This window comes from Micavibrio aeruginosavorus EPB, assembly GCF_000348745.1.
Lineage (GTDB): Bacteria > Pseudomonadota > Alphaproteobacteria > Micavibrionales > Micavibrionaceae > Micavibrio > Micavibrio aeruginosavorus_A.
On the sequence record NC_020812.1, the window covers coordinates 258,255 to 272,474 of the forward strand.

Consider the following 14,220-nt stretch of genomic DNA (forward strand, 5'->3'; position numbering starts at 1 on the left):
GACTCATTCTTAGGGTTTTCCCTATAAAACAAATATCAGGCCACGGCGGACGTTTCAAAGATCAGCCGGGCCGATAACGATGAACCGGGCAAATGCCGGTTTAGAGTTGGTGTGAAAAAGAAAAACGAAGGGTGTAAGGCGCTATGGTGGCTCTGCCTCCGCGCGACGGTAATGGACAATTGCTTTCCGGTCTGACGAACGGTGAAGCATCGCACGCTGTGCCGTTTATGCGCCCGATCCTGAATGACATTCATCACAATCCCGGTGCCGAAATCGTCCGCTATGCGCGCGGTCGCGACAACATGATCGCGCTCAGCATGGGCGAGGGCGATGCACCGACGCCGGATTTTATTATCCGCAGCCTGCAGGATGCGTTGGGTCGTGGTGAAACATTTTATTCCCCACCGCTGGGCCGCCCGGAATTGCGGCAGGCTTTGTCATCCTACTATCTGCGCCATTATGGCCACGACATTCCGATGGAGCGTTTTTTCGTGACGCCGTCGGGCACGTCGGCGGTGCACCTAGCCCTGTCCGCCGTGCTGGAAAAAGATGACGAAGTCATCGCGGTCGTGCCGATGTGGAAAAACCTGCTCGGCGCAATGCGCCTACAACAGGCGAATATTAAACCGGTTTATCTGGATTTATCGGCGGATGGCCAGGACTGGGTTCTGGATGTGGACCGCATCTTTGCCACCGTGACACCGAACACGCGCGCCATCGTCATCAATTCCCCGAACAATCCGACCGGGTGGATCATGACCATCGATCAGATGCGCGCCGTGATGGATTTTGCACGCGCCCGCGGCATCTGGGTGATTTCGGATGAGGTCTATAGCCGCATGGTCTACGGCGTATCGCGCGCGCCGAGTTTTCTGGATGTCGCGCATCCTGATGACCGTCTGCTGGTGATCAACAGCTTCTCCAAAAACTGGGCCATGACGGGCTGGCGATTGGGGTGGTTGATCGGGCCGAAAGAGGCCGAGCAGAAGATTTACGATCTGGTCCTGTACGATTCCCTGTGCCCGAACACGTTTACGCAATTCGGCGCGATTGCTGCATTGGAGCAGGGCGAGGATTTCATTGCAGAGCAAAAAATCCGTTACGAACACAATATGCAGATCGTGCAAAATTGTTTCGACGATATTGGTGGCATCATCGCCCCGCGCACGCGCATGGGTTTTTACAGCTTTTTCAAGGTGGATGGCCACGATGATTGCATGGCGCTGGCCCGCAATCTGGTCGATCAGGCCGGGCTGGTCCTGGTGCCGGGTTGCGCCTTCGGTGAAAATGTGAAAGGTTTCATGCGGATGTGCTTTGCTGTTTCTGAACCGCGCCTGCGTTTGGCGCTGGACCGGTTTGCAACGGCCATAAAGCGCTAAGGATCACCCTTAGACGACAAAGGTTCCCCCCGTATGATGCGCGGCTTCTTTGGTGTTGGTGTGCAAAGCATCAGCAAAGAGCAAAATCTTGGCAATCTGGTCCGGACCACACATGCTTTCGGCGGATCGTTTTTCTTCACCATCAAGCCGGATATCGACCTGGATCTGGTGCGTGTGTCGGATACGTCCGATGCGTTCGATCATCTGCCGCTGTATAATTTTGATACGGTCGATGCTTTGCGCCTGCCCACCGGGTGCCAATTGGTGGGGGTTGAGCTGACGGATGAATCTGTCCCCCTGCCGTCCTTTCGCCATCCGACGCGGGCGGCCTATGTGCTGGGGCCGGAGATGGGCAGCCTGTCGCCCGACCTGTTGGCCAAATGCGATCATGTGATCCGCATTCCCATGAAATTCTGCGTCAATGTCGGTGTGGCCGGGGCCATCGTCATGTATGACCGTCTGGTGTCGATGGGCCGGTTTGCGGATCGTCCCGTGGCGGCGGGTGGGCCGATTGATGCCCGTTTGGACAATATGCCGACCCCCGTCTGGCAACCGCGCCGGGTTGTTCGCCATCCGCTGAAGGGGCGGAAAGTCACGGAATAAACGTCTGACATGCCAGGGTGTTTTTTACGGTTGCCAAGGCCGTCTGATTCTCTAAACTGGATGTCCTGATCTTCCAATGAATGCCCAATGCAGGCAAAGGGTGCTTTCAATCATGCCGATGCTCCGATCTTCTTCGTTTTTCCTTTCGCTGGCCGCGGTTGCGGTCATCCTGTTTGCCGCTCCGGCGGCGCAGGCGCAAAACCCGGTCGAGCTGGGTGTCCACGGAAACTGGACGGCCTATCGCATTGACGAAACCGGGGGCAAGGTTTGCTATATGGCGGCCCAGCCGGACAAGGCCGAGGGCAAGTATAACCGCCGTGGCGAAATCTTCGCCCTGATCACGCACCGCCCGGCCGAGGGCAGCCGTAACGTTTTCAGCTATATCGCTGGCTATGAATACAAGCCGGGCAGTGATGTGACCGTGACGATTGATGGCCAGTCTTTCACCCTGTTCTCGCAGGATGACACGGCCTGGGCCCCGGATGCCGCGACGGATGAGAAGATTGCCACGGCCATCCGCAAGGGATCCAAAATGGTGGTCAAGGGGCGGTCCAGCTTTTTTTTCCACCACCGATACGTTCATCCTGAAGGGATCGGGCGCGGCGCATGATGCGATCAATGAGGCCTGTGCGAAATAAGAATCCTCTTGAAATAAAATTGGCTAAAAAGGCGCGGTTTTCCGCGCTTTTTTATGGCCTGTTGCGGTGCAAGCCATTGAAATTAGACAGCATTTTATCCAATCCCATCATTTTGTTAACGCGTTGTGGATAAGATAGGAAAATAAGGCAATTTTGGGGCCGTTTTGGGGCGGCCTGACACGGAAAAGCCCTTTGGATAAAAGGGTTAACGTCATTATAAAGCGGTTGTTCGCCCCCCGGCGCTATGCTAACTCTGAGGGGCGAAATTAATGAAGTGTTAACGATTTGGGGTCATACGTATCCGTCGCGTTTTGGGGCATTTGGCTCCTGATCTGGCGACCGATCCCAACCAACCAGGAGGATAGAACGCGTTCCCGCTGTGTCGGATTTTGCGTCGGTGACGGCGCGTGACACAAAGGGGATCGGATCTTGACCCAATGCCACAGCTTAAAAAACGCTCGAATAAAATCCTGTCCATCATCCCGCCCGTTGCGGTGCAAGATGTCTTGCACCGTTTGAACCGTTATTTGCCGTTGCGTCACCGCCATGTGTTGACCCGCCATAATACGGTGCGCCTGCGCTATGTCGCGGCTCCGGTCTGTGCCGTGGTGGTGATGGGGCTGGTTTTCACGGCCGTGGGCAATCCGGCGCGCGGTGTGTCCTCTGAACTGGCGGCCCAGGCCTATGCCACCCTCGAACCGGCCGCCGGCGGGGATCGTCAGGACGGTGAAGAAGGTCTGGTGACCCAATTGGCCGCGACGCAGAAACGTCTGCAACGCTACACCGCCGCGTCCTATACGATGGACCCGGGCCAGACCGTTGCCATCAACCGTGCCGCGACTCTCGCGCCGAAAGAAAAACAAGTTAAAATCGCCCCCGGCGACACCCTGACGGGGGCGTTGTTGCAGGCTGGTTTGTCCGATAAAGACGCCTATGGCGTGGTGCAGGCCATGAAGCAGCATGTGAACCCGCGCTCGATCCGTCCGGGTCAGGTGTTGCAGGTTCGCTTTGATCAGGGCGAAGGCGATGTGAAACCGCTGGCGCAGGTCAGCATGGCGATGGATGCGCTGAAAACCATCACCGTCGCCCGCGCACCGACCGAAGAGGCCGGGTTCAAGGTTGATGTCAGCGAGAAGAAAGTCGTCAAAAAGCTTTACACCCAGGCGGCGGATATTTCCGTGTCTGTTGTTGGTGCGGCGGCCAAGGCGGGCATCCCGTCGGCGGTTGTGAACGAAGCGATCCGGATTTATTCCTGGGACGTCGACTTCCAGCGTGACATTCGTCAGGGCGACAAAATCGAAATCACCTACGAAGCATACGAAACCGAAGACGGCCAGCGCGTGAAAACGGGCGATGTCCTGTACACCCAATTGTCCGTCAGCGGCATCGACATTCCGCTCTATCGTTATGAAACGACGGAAGGGCGCGTGGATTACTTCCAGCCGAATGGCCGGTCCATCCGTAAGACGCTGATGAAGACCCCGATTGACGGGGCGCGTATTTCCTCCGGCTTCGGCGTGCGTCGCCACCCGGTTCTGGGATACACCAAAATGCACAAGGGCATGGATTTCGCCGCGCCGACCGGCACGCCGATCTATGCCGCTGGCGACGGTGTAATTGAAAAGGCTGGAAAATTCTCCAGCTTCGGGAACTATGTCCGCATTCGCCACAATGCCCAGCTGAAAACCGCCTATGCCCACATGAGCCGTTTTGGCAAGGGCATCACCCCGGGCACCCGCGTCCGTCAGGGGCAGGTGATTGGCTATGTTGGGACCACCGGTCGCTCCACAGGCCCGCACTTGCACTATGAAGTCCTGGTCAATGGCGTGCAGAAAAACCCGCGCAGTCTGGATCTGCCCACGGGGGAAACGCTGGACGGCGAAGAAATGCGCCTGTTCAAAGCCCACGTGAAGCAGATGGATCGCGATATCTCCAACGGCCGCGCCCTGCGCTACGCCCGCAACACGGCCTCAACGGCGCAGTAAGTGGATATGAATTTTAAAAAAGCCCCGGGTGAATCCCGGGGCTTTTTTGTTTTCTTTAGTGGTAAAAGCGGTCCATTTTCGAGGGTAAATCTTTTTCATGGGGAGTTTTTTAGTTTTTCAATAATATTGTTTAAACGACACAAAAGATCGTCGTAGGTAATGATATCCATTATATTAGAGTATTTTCTTCGAATTAATTCCAGATCAAACGTTTGCTTTGCGGTCAAACCTTTGGTGCGCCCTAAAATTATTAACGCTTTGGGATTGGTGATTTTTAATTCTATGCCGTGAGGAAGAATGTTTGCGTGCTTTTTTGTTATCTCTCGTTCCCCATCAATTCCCCATTTGTTCAAATGAAAAATGTATTTTTCGGCTTGCATGATTGCGCCGGCTAATTCCTTTTTAGGAAGGAAATTATCTCGATACGCTTTGTTAGATATTAGGCAGTTATCAAATGGCTGCTTGATTTCTATAATGTCTATGTTGCCATTGACATCTACCAGTGCAATATCCGCATAGCGATTTGTTGTTTTGTCTTTTTTTGAATAAAAATCTTTTAGATGTAAATTTCGCAGAACTGCAACATATTTAGGAAATATCAGCAGAATAAAGTGAAGCATTAAGTCACGCCAATTATCTTCAGAGTAGGTGCTTTTCCTACCTAACTCTTCTTCTATTCTATCTCTGATGTATTCGTATTTTTGAATTTCATATTCATAAATATTACTGATAAGGGACCTTTCTAACGAATATGACAGCGGCTTCTTCTGGAGGTGTTTTTTCAACTTCTCTTGGGCATCGGTCATTGTTTCGAAATAATCTTCTAGAATCATTGAAATCCTAGATCTGGCATAATGTGTAACCTCTGTTGAGTTTGGAAACTTCAACAAGAGGGTTTCAAATGCTTCTATTGGAATAGCACCCTGTCTATTTCCGCCAATAACAATTGGTTCAGAGATAAGCTCATCAATTCTTGAGAAGATGGATATATCGCGATGCGCGATAAAGATCTTGTGATCTATTCGCATATCTGTTGCCAAAAACAAGTCGTGTTTCAGGCCTAAAATTCGCGCCTCGATCTTGTAGTAGTCACCTTCCATCTTTCCTAAAGCGAAAGATATATTGTTATAATTTTCGTGCTCGCTACCATCGCTGGGTTTATTTTCTGCAAGAAGATCCTGATTCTTAAAGGTAAAAATCTTTCTGATCGTAACTTTGCTCTCATTGGTTATTTTTTCATAAACCCAAGAGCTTTCATCGCCGCTATATTCTAATAATAACGAGTTCTTTTTTTTTCTTATTTTAATCAATCCGAATCTCCTAAACTTAGACTATGCCCACTTTTAGTGTATCTTTCTTAATACCCGCGCTCAAAATCCACCAATCCCGGCGGATCTTCGCCACGGTCCAGCATCATGATGGCCTGGCGGATGGCGGCCACGCCTGTCTCGGGAATGGTGATGGCGGCGATGTGCGGGGTGACCAGAATCTGTTTGTGGGACCAGAAGGGATGGTCGGGGGGCAGGGGTTCGGTGCGGAACACATCCAGTGCCGCCATGCGCAGTTGCCCGCTGTCCAGCGCCGGGATCAAATCATCCTCGACCAGATGTTTGCCGCGTGCGACGTTGATCAGGCTGGCCCCCCGCGGCAATTGCGCGAACAGATCACGGCTCAGGATGTTTTCCGTGTCGGGCGTCAGTGGCAGCAGGCAGACCAGAATGTCGCATCCATTCAGGAAATGGGGCAATTGGTCGTGCCCGGCATAAACGCCCACCCCTTCAATCGTGTGGTGTGTCCGGGCCCAGCCGCGAACGCGGAAACCCAGTGCGGCCAGCGCGCGGGCGCACGCCCCGCCCATTTCACCCAGCCCCATAATGCCGACCACCCGGTCCTTGGCCAATGTCGGCATGATCCCGCCCCATGGGATCGTGCTGCCGCCCGCCTGCACCAGATCATGGTCGCGGTGAAAACGCAGGACGTAGCTGGTCACATAATCAACCATGCCGGATGACAGGCCCGGTTCGATCATACGGATCAGCTTGGCGGGGTGGGGGAATTCGGGGTGGCCGATATATTGGTTCACACCCGCCGATAACGATAAAACCGCACGCAGATTTGGATAGGCGGTGCGGTCACCCGGGAACATTTTCCACGCCACCATGTGCGTGATGTCGGATGGATCGCCAACATCCGGCCAGATGCGCATATCCAGATCGGCCAGGCCGGCGCGCAATGCGGGAACCCAATGCGGGTTATCAACAGAATAAACAGGGCGAAAGAGAATCGGCATCTCGTCATTTCCTTTTTGATGGTGAATGATGCGCAAAGTGATTCTTTAAATACTTTATGCCCATCCGGATCGAACACAAACCATGAATATTGCCCGTAAATCCATCCGTCTGACCTTTTTGCTGGGGTTGGCTTTGATCCTGCCCGGCCATGTATCCCATTCCGGGGCGCAGGGCGTGCCGAACAACCTGCCGCGCACGGCCATGTCGGGCCAAACATTGATGGGCTTCTGTGCCAGCAAGCATGATGTTGATGCCGGTTTTTGCAGTGGCTATATCGCCGCCGTGGCGGAAGCCATGCTGGTTCAGCCGGCGTACGCCCAAAGCGCCTGTGACCATGCCATGGTCAAGCCGCAACAATTGGTTGATACGGTGAAGATCGAAGTGGACGCCGATCCATCCCTGACCCGTCTGCCCGCCGGGGTGATGGTGGCGCAGGTGATGGCGATGTCCTATCCCTGCTATAACAATTATGCCCCGGCCGCCGGAGATGTCGTGACCAGTGGCGTCGTTGGCTATCAGGTTGAACCGCTGCCGGCGCCGCCTGTTTCATCTGGGGCTGTTTCATCCTTCGGCTTGCGTCCGTAAACGATAAACCGCAATCCATACATAATGATCAGAATGCCCGCCATCGTGAACCAGAAGATGGCGTAGGACAGGTGATTGTTGTTGGGTGTTTGCCACGCCTCAACCGGAAGGGGCCAACCCACATCGTCGCGTTTGGTTTCTTCATAAAACGCCAGCGGAACAACATTCTCCAGATTGTGGGAGGCGGCCAGCGCGGCGGGGTCCAACGTGAACCACATATTCTGGTCCGGCAGGTTTTGGGGTGTGAACGAATTTGTCTGCGTCGGGTGGCGCAGCGTACCGATGATTGTCACCGTCGGGTCCGGGCGCTGGATAAACGTGTCGGGATCATCACTGACCCAACCGCGCAAAACCGGAACGATGGTCTGGCCATCGGATAACAGGAACGGCGTCACCAGATGCGCACCCGTTTTTTGCCCCATCGGTCGGGGTTTCAGGAAGATTTCATGATCATGCAAATATCGCCCGGTCAATGTGCCACGGATCAGCAGACCCTCTTCGTCGACCAAGGGCGCAATGGTACCCGCGTCCAACGCCAGCGGTTGGGCCGTGCGCGCCGTTTCAATGCGGGCCAGCAGGTCGTTTTTCCATTGCAGACGTTGTAACTGCCACGACCCCAGGCCACACAGCACGATCACGCCCGCAAGGGTCAGGATCGTGGCCCAGAAGGGAAGGCGAAATGGGGCAGGGCGTAGCGAGGACATAGCGTGATTATTCTTCCCAGTCGCTGGATCGGTGTTTGTATTGCAGGGCGATGACATAGGCCTTGATCGGGCGCAGCAGGCCCACGGTGATGGCCAGTGCCACGATGGTCCATACAATCACATGCAGCCACAATGGCGGAGCGAACCAGACCTCGACCAGCAAGGCCAGCGGGACGAGCAGGAAGCTGAGAATAAAAATCAGGAAAACGGCGGGACCGTCGGCGCTGTCATTTTTCGCCAGATCGAAACCACAATGGTCGCATGTATCGGCCAGATTCAGCGTCAGGCCCGGTTTGTACAGATTGCCAATGCCGCATTTCGGGCATTTCTGACGCAGGGCCAGCTTCATCAATTCTGTATCGGGGTTCATGTCCATTGTGTGTACTCCTTCAAGGAAAAAACCCTCCCTGTGGTAGGGAGGGTTTTGATTCTTTCAATTCTTTACGGGGCCGGTACGGCGTTGACGCCGACGGTGTTGCCCCACCAGTAAATGGCGACGAACAGGAACAGCCAGACCACGTCAACGAAGTGCCAGTACCAGGCGGCGGCTTCGAAACCGAAATGGTGTTTCTGGTCAAAGTGACCTTTTTTCGCGCGCAGCCAGCACACGAACAGGAACACGGTACCAACGAAAACGTGGAACCCGTGGAAGCCTGTCGCCATGTAGAAAGCCGAAGCGTAAACGGTGTCTTTGAAGCCGAAGGCGGCGTGGTGATATTCGTAAACCTGGAAGCACAAGAAGATCACACCCAGCAGAACCGTCAGGCCCAGAGCCTTAACCGCTTGATCGTTGTGGCCTTCCAGAATGGCATGGTGCGCCCATGTCACCGTGCAGCCCGACAGCAGCAGGATCATGGTCATCAGCAACGGCAGGCCGAACGGCATGATCACTTCGATCGTGGCCGGCGGCCAGACGAAACCAATCGCCTCGGTCGGGAACAAAGCGGCGGCGAAGAAGGCCCAGAAAAACGCAACGAAGAACATGACTTCGGATGCGATGAACAAAGACATGCCATAGCGCAAACCGATTTCAGCAATCGGGGTGTGGGCCTTTTCCTTCACGGATTCGAAAATAATATCTTTCCACCAGAAGAACATAACGGCGACAACGGACAGCAGGCCCAAACCAACGCCGACCAGACCCGGAGAAATGCCGAAGATTTTGGTTTCGTGCATGAACAGCACCACCATGGCGGCGAGCAGGCCCGCCGCGAAAGACCCGGCCATCGGCCAGATGCTGGGGCGAACCATGTGGTACGGGTGCGGTTTGCCGGTGGTGCCGAAATGGGTTCCGGTTGCGTGATGGTCGTGGGCCATGAGTAACAGTCCTTACTGAAAAATCGTAGCGAATCGGTCAACGTGAACCCCGGCTGGGCCGGGGGCGATATACGGCTCTGTTTTTACTGCTTTTCTGGTTCCAAGGCAACGGTGCCAACCAGTGAATCATCCGCCGCCGGGCCTGTTTTTACGACAACCCCGTTATCGGCCTGATTAAAGGCCTCCCACGCGGCGTCCAGCTCGGGCGTGTCGGCCTTGAAATAGGTGTAGGACAGGGTGATGACCTTCACATCGTCCAGATTGGGGTCCTTGGCCATCTCGGGCGACAGGAAAAAGACGACGGGCAGGGTGGTTTCCTGCCCCGGTTGCATGGTCTGCTCGGCAAAGCAGAAACATTGTGTCTTATGAAAATATTTTCCAGCCTTGGCCGGGGTGACATTATAAAGCGCCGTGCCCGTGACCGGAACGCGGTCCTTGTTCTCCAGTCGGAAGCTGGCCAAGGCGGGCTGGCCGATTTTGACTTTCACTTCACGCTGGTCCGGTTTGAAGGTCCAGAGCAGATTACGGCCCGTGTCGGTATTAAAGTGAATGGTGACCGTGCGGTCGACGATTTCCGACGGGTCCGGGGCCTCGGCCGACATTTGCGTGGTGCCGCCAAACCCGGTGACGCGGCAGAACAGATTATACAGCGGAACCGCGGCGAAGGACGCACCGATCATGACGCCCACAACGACCAGAACGCTGATCAGGATACGGCGGTTTTTGGTTTGCAAATCGGATGCGGGCATAAGGGTACTCCATGCACAGGGCCATGGGATTGGAATGGCGGGCTGTTACTGCATCCCGGCTTTGATTTTGATCATGGTGATAATCCAGATCACGGCAACCCAACCCATGATCGCGGCCAGAATGGTCAGGTTTTTGGTCATTTTCTTTTTGTGCATGTCGGACAGGGGCATATGGATCTCCAGTTTTACGTGCGATTAAACGGCGTCAATCATCAGTGCCAGGAACAGCGCGAACAGATAGAAGACGGAATACCCAAACATCAGCCGTGCGCTTTTCAGGCTATCGTCCATCAAAACGCGGATCGATGTGAAGACAAAGAAGCCCGACAGGATCAGCGCGGCAATGCCATAGCCATATCCGGCAAATCCCATCAATGTCGGCAACAACGACAATGGTAACAGGATCAGCGTGTAAACCAGCATCTGGATCTTGGTTTTGCGTTCACCCGCGACAACGGTCATCATCGGGATGTTGGCGCGCTTGTAATCCTCGTTCGCGAACAGGGACAGGGCCCAGAAATGCGGCGGCGTCCAGAAGAAGATCAGCGCGAACAGGACAATGGATTCAATGGTAATCGTCCCCGTCACGGCGGCCCAGCCAATCATCGGCGGGAACGCCCCGGCGGCACCGCCAATCACAATGTTCTGCGGCGTGCGGCGTTTCAGCCACATGGTGTAAATGATGCTGTAGAACAGGTTGGCAAAGGCCAGCAGGCCCGCGGCGGTCCAGTTCACGGCCACGCCCATCGTCATCACGGACAGAGCGGACAGGACGAGGGCGAAGCTGACCGCTTCATCCGGGTTCATGCGGCCGCGTGGCAGGGGGCGGCCCGCGGTGCGTTTCATCACCGTATCAATGTCGCGTTCGTACCACATATTCACGGCCCCGGCCGCGCCCGCGCCAATGGCCAGGCACGCAACGGCCACGGCAATCATAAACGGATGCATATCGGAAAAACCGGGGGCCACCCACATCCCGGCAAAGCCGGAGAAGACGACCAGCGACATGACGCGGGGTTTTAACAACGCCCAAAAATCCCGCACCCGCGATTGGTCCTTCGCGGGGGTGGAATCAGAAATTTGCGGATCTGCGTCAGTGTGTACGTCACTCATGGCCGTTCTTTTAGCCCGAAACGTGACCCGGATGCAAATGCGCGCTGGGTCAGGGCTTACGGGGCCGGGGCGGGGGCCGCCGGGCCGGCGTTTTTGCCTTTTTTCTCTGGTTTTACAGAGGCTTGATCGCGGAAAGCTAGGATGTCGTCATAGCTGGGCAAGATGGCGGGCTCCGTTTCCGGCGGCACCATGATGACCACAGACGGGGCCGCATCCAGCAGATTCTTGGCCACGCGGCGAATATCCGCCGATGTCAGGCCCTGAATCCGCCCGGCCAGCGTGTCCACGTTCAGGATTTCCCCCAGATGCAGGGCTTGTTCCCCATAGATGCCGCAGGTGTCCAGGCTGGTGGACAGCTGGGACAGGGTGGCCATTTCCATCATCGCCTTGACGCTGTCCAGTTCCAGCGCCGTGACACGCTTGCTCAGACCGTGCAGTTCCTTGTAGGCGATTTTGACGATGGTCGAAATATCTTCGGCCTTGCCCATGCCGCCAATGCCAAGAACGCCCAGATTTTTCAGGCTGTCAAAATGGCACAGGACGGAACCCGGGTCGATATCGGTGTGTTTGTCCAGCGCGACGTTCACGCGTGCGTTTGGACCACCGGCCAGCAGGACGCTGAGCGCTTGATAAGCGAGTTCATCCGGGTGGTTGTACGCCGCCGCATTAAAGGCAAGCTGGAAATGGCTGCGATCCAGCCCGTCGATGCTGACACAATCGATCCCGCTGTGTGCGACAGGGGTGGGCAGGGCCGGAACCGGGGCGGCGGGCATCGATCCGAATTTGCGATCAATCAGCGCCACAAAATCCGCGTGTTTCACCGGACCGGCGGCGACAAAGGCCACATTGTTCGGCACATAATATTGATCACGATACGCCACCAGCTGTGCGGTGGTCAGGGCGCTGACGCTGTCAACCGTGCCGGCGACCGGGCGGCCATAGCATTGATTTTGATAAAGCTGGGTCATGGTCAGATCGCGCAGGATCGAACCGGCATCCTCGGCATATTCGCCGATTTCTTCAAGGACGACGTCGCGTTCCCCGGCCACGCGAATTTTGTGTCCGGTTTCATCCACGACAATCCCGCCGTTAAAGGCGCGATCGTCCAGTGACGCCTTGAAAATCATTTCACCGCAAATATCAACGGTTTGGTCCAGATGCTCGGGCAGCAGGTCGGAAAAATCATAGTTGGTGCTGTCGGTCCCGGTCATGGCGTTGCTGGACCCGCACATTTTATCTTCGACAATTTGGTCGATGATTCCGGGGCCATAGGTGGGCGTGCCGCGGAACATCATATGTTCGATCATATGGGTGATGCCGTTAATGTCCGCTGTTTCATTATCGGACCCGACACCGACCCAGCCGGATACGCACAGCGTGCCGCTGCGTGTGGCCGTGACCACTTTCAGCCCGTTGGGCAGGATGGTCATTTGTGCATCAGTGGCCACCGTCGCGCGGCGCTTCTGCGCGGCGGCGAAGGCGGTGACAAGGTTGTGTTCAGGGTGGATGTTCTGAACGGGAATGTCGACACCCTGCAATTGTTTGGCCATGACGGCGCGAATATCATCCGGTGATGGTATCGCGCTGTGCGGGCCGACGGCGGCCAGGGCGTATTTGCCATCGCGTAATAACGCCGCCGCTGCGGCGCGCACATCGTCCTGTGTGACGGCGGCCAGTTTTATATCCAGCTCCTCCGGGGTCAGGATGCGGCCCATATCCATCATCATGTACAAATTCTGGGCACAGGCGGATGCGGCGCTTTCCGTTGATGCCTGAACCGAACGCACCATGCGGGACCGGGCGGCATTCATGGCGTCTTGTGAAAATCCGTTGCGGACGACATCGCCCAGAAGGTCGATGGTGCAGGTGATAACGTCTTTGGCTTTTTTGGGTGACGTGCTGGTCTGTACGGTGAAGGCGAAATTGTTGCCCACGGGCGTCATGGCCGCATCAATCGTGTAAACCAGGCCGCGTTTTTCACGAATTTCCAGCGACAAGGGCGCGGCCATGCCGCCGGAAAACAGCGATTCCAGCATGAAGAAACTGAACCGGGCCGGGTCATTGGCGTGGGGGGCGGGGAACCCAAAGGTCAGGAACAATTGCTTGCCCTTGTTGTCCTGTCGCGTGTCGCCGCCGATAAAGGGCAACAGGCCGTCCGGTGTTTCCTGCACCTCCGGCGTGTCGGCTGTTTTCAAATCGCCAAAGCAGGATTGAACCAGGCGCTGGGCCTTTGCGGGCGTGATATCGCCGGAAAATGATACGACCATTTTATCCGGACGGGACAGCATGGCATCATGGCGCGCGCGGACCTGGTCCACCGTGTATGTCGCGGCGCGGGCGTTGATTTCATCATCGCTCGGGGTTGTCACGCCGGGCTGGATAAAGGCGGCTTTGATATATTCGTTATAGGCGGTGGCGGCGGGATCTTTCACTTTGATGGTGGCGTCCTCCATCATCTCCGCTTTGACCTCTTCCAGATCTTCGGTGTCAAAGCGGGGCTCGCGGATCATGTGGCTGATGACCCGGAACGCGTCCGGTGCATAGCGCGTCAGGGCGTTCAGGGTGATGGCCGTGTTGTCGCGGCCGACATGGCCGTCAAACTGGCACCCCCATGATTCCAGCGTGCCGATAATTTCGCTGTAATCCCATTCATCCGTTCCGGCCCAGAGCATTTCCTGCATCAGGACGCTCATACCCATCTGGTCCTTGGCATCATGGATGCGGCCCTGTGCAAAGCCGATGGCCATGCTGACCGTGCCGGTCCCGGGACGGGAATCGCAGACGCAGGTGATGCCGTTGGGCAGGCGGGTGATTTTGGTCATGGTCAGATCCCTGTTTTTTACGCTTTTTATGATT

At 55.7% G+C, this 14,220-nt stretch carries 14 protein-coding genes; 5 read left to right on the forward strand and 9 right to left on the reverse strand.

Annotated features, from left to right (window positions below):
- Positions 1-143: 143 nt before the first annotated feature.
- From A11S_RS01090 to A11S_RS01105, 4 genes are all read left to right on the forward strand, one after another.
- Positions 144-1,379, forward strand: a complete 1,236-nt coding sequence (locus tag A11S_RS01090) for a pyridoxal phosphate-dependent aminotransferase (protein ID WP_015466627.1) — start codon at positions 144-146, stop codon at positions 1,377-1,379.
- A gap of 36 nt (positions 1,380-1,415) precedes the next feature.
- The gene (locus A11S_RS01095) at positions 1,416-1,982 is read left to right on the forward strand and encodes an RNA methyltransferase (RefSeq protein WP_041802834.1); all 567 of its coding nucleotides are present in this window, start codon (positions 1,416-1,418) and stop codon (positions 1,980-1,982) included.
- A 112-nt stretch (positions 1,983-2,094) separates the two neighbouring features.
- Entirely contained in the window at positions 2,095-2,592 is a 498-nt protein-coding gene (locus tag A11S_RS01100; protein WP_015466629.1) for an invasion associated locus B family protein, read from the forward strand.
- Between the two features lie 465 nt (positions 2,593-3,057).
- Positions 3,058-4,605: a M23 family metallopeptidase gene (locus tag A11S_RS01105; RefSeq protein ID WP_015466631.1), complete on the forward strand. Its 1,548-nt coding sequence runs from the start codon at positions 3,058-3,060 to the stop codon at positions 4,603-4,605.
- Between the two features lie 95 nt (positions 4,606-4,700).
- On the opposite strand, the gene A11S_RS01110 is transcribed toward A11S_RS01105, so the two are convergent.
- Positions 4,701-5,915, reverse strand: a complete 1,215-nt coding sequence (locus A11S_RS01110) for a Shedu immune nuclease family protein (protein WP_015466632.1) — start codon at positions 5,913-5,915, stop codon at positions 4,701-4,703.
- A 47-nt stretch (positions 5,916-5,962) separates the two neighbouring features.
- On the reverse strand, positions 5,963-6,895 hold the full coding sequence (locus tag A11S_RS01115; RefSeq protein WP_015466633.1) for a 2-hydroxyacid dehydrogenase: 933 nt from the start codon (positions 6,893-6,895) through the stop codon (positions 5,963-5,965).
- 82 nt (positions 6,896-6,977) lie between these two features.
- On the opposite strand from A11S_RS01115, the gene A11S_RS01120 reads away from it, so the two are divergent.
- On the forward strand, positions 6,978-7,481 hold the full coding sequence (locus tag A11S_RS01120; protein ID WP_041802314.1) for a Rap1a/Tai family immunity protein: 504 nt from the start codon (positions 6,978-6,980) through the stop codon (positions 7,479-7,481).
- Here A11S_RS01120 and A11S_RS01125 read toward each other — a convergent pair.
- From A11S_RS01125 to A11S_RS01150, 7 genes are all read right to left on the reverse strand, one after another.
- Positions 7,412-8,185, reverse strand: a complete 774-nt coding sequence (locus tag A11S_RS01125) for an SURF1 family protein (protein WP_015466635.1) — start codon at positions 8,183-8,185, stop codon at positions 7,412-7,414. The genes A11S_RS01120 and A11S_RS01125 overlap by 70 nt on opposite strands.
- A 7-nt stretch (positions 8,186-8,192) precedes the next feature.
- Positions 8,193-8,561: a DUF983 domain-containing protein gene (locus tag A11S_RS01130; RefSeq protein WP_015466636.1), complete on the reverse strand. Its 369-nt coding sequence runs from the start codon at positions 8,559-8,561 to the stop codon at positions 8,193-8,195.
- Positions 8,562-8,626: 65 nt separating this feature from the next.
- Positions 8,627-9,502 (reverse strand): cytochrome c oxidase subunit 3, encoded by an 876-nt coding sequence (locus A11S_RS01135; protein ID WP_015466637.1) that lies wholly within the window; start codon positions 9,500-9,502, stop codon positions 8,627-8,629.
- Between the two features lie 83 nt (positions 9,503-9,585).
- Entirely contained in the window at positions 9,586-10,251 is a 666-nt protein-coding gene (locus tag A11S_RS01140) for a cytochrome c oxidase assembly protein (RefSeq protein ID WP_015466638.1), read from the reverse strand.
- 45 nt (positions 10,252-10,296) lie between these two features.
- Positions 10,297-10,422 (reverse strand): hypothetical protein, encoded by a 126-nt coding sequence (locus A11S_RS12120; RefSeq protein WP_014101815.1) that lies wholly within the window; start codon positions 10,420-10,422, stop codon positions 10,297-10,299.
- A gap of 24 nt (positions 10,423-10,446) precedes the next feature.
- Positions 10,447-11,364, reverse strand: a complete 918-nt coding sequence (cyoE, locus tag A11S_RS01145) for a heme o synthase (RefSeq protein WP_051054873.1) — start codon at positions 11,362-11,364, stop codon at positions 10,447-10,449.
- Between the two features lie 56 nt (positions 11,365-11,420).
- Positions 11,421-14,186, reverse strand: a complete 2,766-nt coding sequence (locus A11S_RS01150; protein WP_015466640.1) for a M16 family metallopeptidase — start codon at positions 14,184-14,186, stop codon at positions 11,421-11,423.
- Positions 14,187-14,220 lie beyond the last annotated feature (34 nt).

Excerpts from the sequence above, each read along its gene's own strand:
- cyoE (WP_051054873.1), bottom strand. The coding sequence starts at position 11,364 with ATGAGTGACGTACACACTGACGCAGATCCGCAAATTTCTGATTCCACC.
- A11S_RS01105 (WP_015466631.1), top strand. The coding sequence starts at position 3,058 with ATGCCACAGCTTAAAAAACGCTCGAATAAAATCCTGTCCATCATCCCG.
- A11S_RS01150 (WP_015466640.1), bottom strand. The coding sequence starts at position 14,186 with ATGACCAAAATCACCCGCCTGCCCAACGGCATCACCTGCGTCTGCGAT.
- A11S_RS01125 (WP_015466635.1), bottom strand. The coding sequence starts at position 8,185 with ATGTCCTCGCTACGCCCTGCCCCATTTCGCCTTCCCTTCTGGGCCACG.
- A11S_RS01115 (WP_015466633.1), bottom strand. The coding sequence starts at position 6,895 with ATGCCGATTCTCTTTCGCCCTGTTTATTCTGTTGATAACCCGCATTGG.
- A11S_RS01095 (WP_041802834.1), top strand. The coding sequence starts at position 1,416 with ATGCGCGGCTTCTTTGGTGTTGGTGTGCAAAGCATCAGCAAAGAGCAA.
- A11S_RS01090 (WP_015466627.1), top strand. The coding sequence starts at position 144 with ATGGTGGCTCTGCCTCCGCGCGACGGTAATGGACAATTGCTTTCCGGT.
- A11S_RS01135 (WP_015466637.1), bottom strand. The coding sequence starts at position 9,502 with ATGGCCCACGACCATCACGCAACCGGAACCCATTTCGGCACCACCGGC.
- A11S_RS01130 (WP_015466636.1), bottom strand. The coding sequence starts at position 8,561 with ATGGACATGAACCCCGATACAGAATTGATGAAGCTGGCCCTGCGTCAG.
- A11S_RS01140 (WP_015466638.1), bottom strand. The coding sequence starts at position 10,251 with ATGCCCGCATCCGATTTGCAAACCAAAAACCGCCGTATCCTGATCAGC.
- A11S_RS01100 (WP_015466629.1), top strand. The coding sequence starts at position 2,095 with ATGCCGATGCTCCGATCTTCTTCGTTTTTCCTTTCGCTGGCCGCGGTT.
- A11S_RS12120 (WP_014101815.1), bottom strand. The coding sequence starts at position 10,422 with ATGCCCCTGTCCGACATGCACAAAAAGAAAATGACCAAAAACCTGACC.
- A11S_RS01120 (WP_041802314.1), top strand. The coding sequence starts at position 6,978 with ATGAATATTGCCCGTAAATCCATCCGTCTGACCTTTTTGCTGGGGTTG.